The organism is Rubritalea sp., assembly GCF_039830215.1.
Taxonomy (GTDB): Bacteria; Verrucomicrobiota; Verrucomicrobiia; order Verrucomicrobiales; family Akkermansiaceae; genus Rubritalea.
Genome location: NZ_JBDOPO010000236.1, coordinates 1 through 3,343 on the forward strand (window position 1 = coordinate 1; position 3,343 = coordinate 3,343).

Genomic DNA, 3,343 nt, shown 5'->3' on the forward strand with positions numbered 1-3,343 from the left:
AAACATAAAGGCTCCGACTGCTACTAGTGCCCATTGCCACCATAAAAAGAGGGACGAGTGATCAGTAACTTCAATAATGTCGTGTATCTTAGGCATTGTTTCTAAGCGTGTCTGCTTGAGCGTTTTTTGAAAAGTTGATGGAGCAAGGGGAGGTAGTCGCCATCTGTAGCTGCGTCTATGTGGTCTATTTTATATTTAGCCAGCGCGTTTTGTAAGTCTTCTAGCCTTCTTAGGTTCAGCTTTTTATAAGCCATGCGGACATTCGCGTTTGAGGTGTCAACCACTCGTTCCTGTCCAGTTTCAGCATCAGTTAGATTGACTTTTCCTACATTCGGAAGTTCTTCTTCCACGGGGTCAAAGACTCGGATAGCTACAGTTTCATGTTTTTGGCTCAGAGTTCCCAGCTTCTTGTGAAAATCGTTATCAACGAAGTCTGAGAGCATGAAAACCAGAGCTTTACGTTTGATCGTGCGGTTGATGAAATCACACGCACCAGCAATGTTAGTCGCTTTTTCATCAGGTTGAGTTGCGAGCACTTCGCGAATCATGCGTAGTGTGTGACGACTTCCTTTTGCTGGAGGCAAATAGAGTACTGGTTCTTCAGCAAAAAGCAGAAGGCCCACTTTGTCTCCATTGTGTTTGGCTGAAAACGCGAGAACTGCCGCGATTTCGGCCGCGAGTTCGCGTTTTGAGAAGTGCTTACTGCCGAAGTCAAACGAACCCGAGATATCCACAGCTAAAAGGACTGTGAGTTCGCGTTCTTCACGGAAAGTTCGAATGAAGGGGCTGTTCGTCCGGGCTGTGACGTTCCAATCGATGAAGCGAATTTCGTCACCATGTTGGTACTCACGAAAATCCTCGAAATCCAAACCTTGCCCTTTAAATGAGGCATGGTATTCGCCTGAAAATGATTCGCGCGAAAGCCGCCTAGCCTTGATTTCAAGGTGGTGGACTTTGCGCATCATTGCTTCGATGGAAGACTCTTCTGTCAGTGGTGGTGCCAAAGTAAATAGTTGCTGAATTGGGGCAAGAGAAGCTCGTATTGCGTGTGCTTAACGTTGCACGCGCGCAACGACCTTGGCTGCTGTTTCTTTGAAAGCGGCACTGACCGAAGAATCTGTTTCAGAAAGTAAGGCTACAGGAGTGCCGTTGTCAGCACACTCACGAGTAGCTACATCAATTGGGATTTGCCCCAGTAGGGGAACCTTGAGGCGTTCGGCCTCTCTCACTCCGCCGCCTTCACCGAAAATAGAGTAACGAGTACCATGATCACACTCGAACCAGGCCATGTTTTCAACCACACCTATGATGTCGACGTTGACTTTAGCAAACATCGAGGCCGCTTTGCGCGCGTCGATCAATGCAACTTCCTGAGGAGTGGTAACGATGACCGCACCGCTGAGTGCTACAGTCTGAACGATAGTAAGCTGAATGTCGCCAGTGCCAGGAGGAAGATCTAAAATAAGATAGTCAAGTTCACCCCACTCGACTTGACGGAGGAATTGCTGAGTGTAGCGTGTGGCCAATGGACCACGGACGATCACTGGAGAGTTGTCGTCGAGCAAGAAACTCATAGACATAAGCTTGATGCCGTGCGCTTCGATCGGGATTATCTCGTCACGCTCGTTAGCCAGAGGCTGTTGCTTTGTGCCGAACATTTGAGAGGTGGATGGACCATAGAGGTCGCAATCACAGAGCCCAACTTTGGCGCCAGTTTTAGCCAAGGCTACAGCGAGGTTGGTAGAAACTGTCGATTTCCCGACGCCTCCTTTACCAGACGCAACCGCAATAATTTGTTTCACGCCGGGGATCGACGTTTTACCTTTTTTGGCCGATTGGTCGCCGCCAGCTTGTGCCTCGGGCGACTTTACGTCGATATTGACTCGAGTCTGACCGATGCCTTCGATCTTGTTGAGCGCGTCTTGGCATTCTTTGAAAATTGTTTCAGGGACAGCAGCGTCCTTGGTTTGGATCGAGATGGTGACTTCCACGTCTGCGTCATAGATTTTGATGTCTTTGATGAGTCCAAATGCGACGATGTCGCGAGAAAATCCTGGGTATTTGACGCTAGATAACGCGCTTTTGATAATTTCTTCAGTCATGATGCGAAAATTGCTCGGCGATTGATCCGAAGAAACTAGGCGCAATCTAGGCTAGGGGCAAGCGCGAGAATCGGGAATATTTGCTATTTTGCGCTTTGGCTAAAGGAATTTTGACGGGAGTTGTTGCTTTGCTGATTATCCTCAGATCCGCTAGTGCTTGCTGAACTGTAAACTATAGCATTTTCTTCGCTGCTGAGTGAGGGTAAGGGGAGTGTGGTGGTGTAGACTTGGCCTGGGCTTAGGCTGTTAATACTAATACTAGTGATGCCGTTAGGGGTTTGAATGCGGACAGGACTATTGAATACTGGCTCAGTTCCTTGGTTTTGTATCACGATGGTGACCTGCGGGTTCCCTGCGCTGTTGCTACCTAATATCTGGCTAGCGACTGCGATATCGTAGATACCTGGTTGTCCGTTCTCTAAGGCTCTACCCACATCCAGTGAGCCTTGTCCGTATTGAGGGTCGCGTCCCACCTGGCCAGCTTCGTTAGAGAGTTGAAGCACTAGGTCTGTTGCCTGCTGGGCTGTGTAGCCAGGGTTTTCTGACATGACTGCCGCGATTGCTCCGCTGACAAATGGGGCGCTAGCAGAGGTGCCAGAGAAGGCGGTGAGCTGGTCATTACCCCACGCTGCATTCACCTCAAAGCCTGGAGCTACGATTGATAGGTTTTCCCCTGTGTTAGAAAAATCAAGATGTAGGCCACTGGCCTCGACTGCTCCCACGGATATTACTCCATCGTAAGCCGCAGGGTAGGATGGGGTGTCGAACCCCTCGTTGCCCGCTGAGGCAACAATCACGACCCCACGTTCTTGGGCGTAAGCGACTGCATCAGCCACGACAATACTGTTTCCTTCTGATCCCATCGAGATGTTGATAATCTGTGCCCCCCAATCTGTCGCGGCAACGATACCTTCTGCTAGTGTGAAAGAGTTTGATGAACCTTGTGCGTCCGTAATACGAATCGAGAGAATATCAGCCGCCGGCGCTACTCCTTGAGTCAGGGGATGGTTACCTGAAATGATTGAAGCCACCGCAGTGCCGTGGCTGAGTTGTGTGTCGTCTTCTGCCAGCTCATTTAGAGTGAGGCGTTTAACCCCATCTTTTAGCGCAATATGTTGGTTCACTCCGGAGTCAATTACTGCGACAGTTATTCCTTTTCCCCATGTTGAATTGTCTTCAAATACTCCGATAGATTCTAGCGCTGAAGCTCCAAACGCCTGAGCTCCGGACTGAACGCCTAC

General features: G+C 49.5%; 3 protein-coding genes. All 3 read right to left on the bottom strand.

Annotation, left to right across the window (positions count from 1 at the left end):
* Positions 1 to 101 precede the first annotated feature (101 nt).
* Positions 102 to 1,004, bottom strand: a complete 903-nt coding sequence (locus tag ABGY95_RS07845; RefSeq protein WP_347441133.1) for a DUF58 domain-containing protein — start codon at positions 1,002 to 1,004, stop codon at positions 102 to 104.
* Between the two features lie 48 nt (positions 1,005 to 1,052).
* Entirely contained in the window at positions 1,053 to 2,102 is a 1,050-nt protein-coding gene (locus ABGY95_RS07850; protein WP_347441134.1) for an Mrp/NBP35 family ATP-binding protein, read from the bottom strand.
* An 83-nt stretch (positions 2,103 to 2,185) separates the two neighbouring features.
* Positions 2,186 to 3,343, bottom strand: a 1,158-nt coding sequence (locus tag ABGY95_RS07855) for a S8 family serine peptidase (protein WP_347441135.1), incomplete at its 5' end; no start/stop codon positions are given.

Bases quoted from the DNA above. Each gene is read 5' to 3' on its own strand.
- ABGY95_RS07850 (WP_347441134.1), bottom strand. From the start codon at position 2,102: ATGACTGAAGAAATTATCAAAAGCGCGTTATCTAGCGTCAAATACCCA.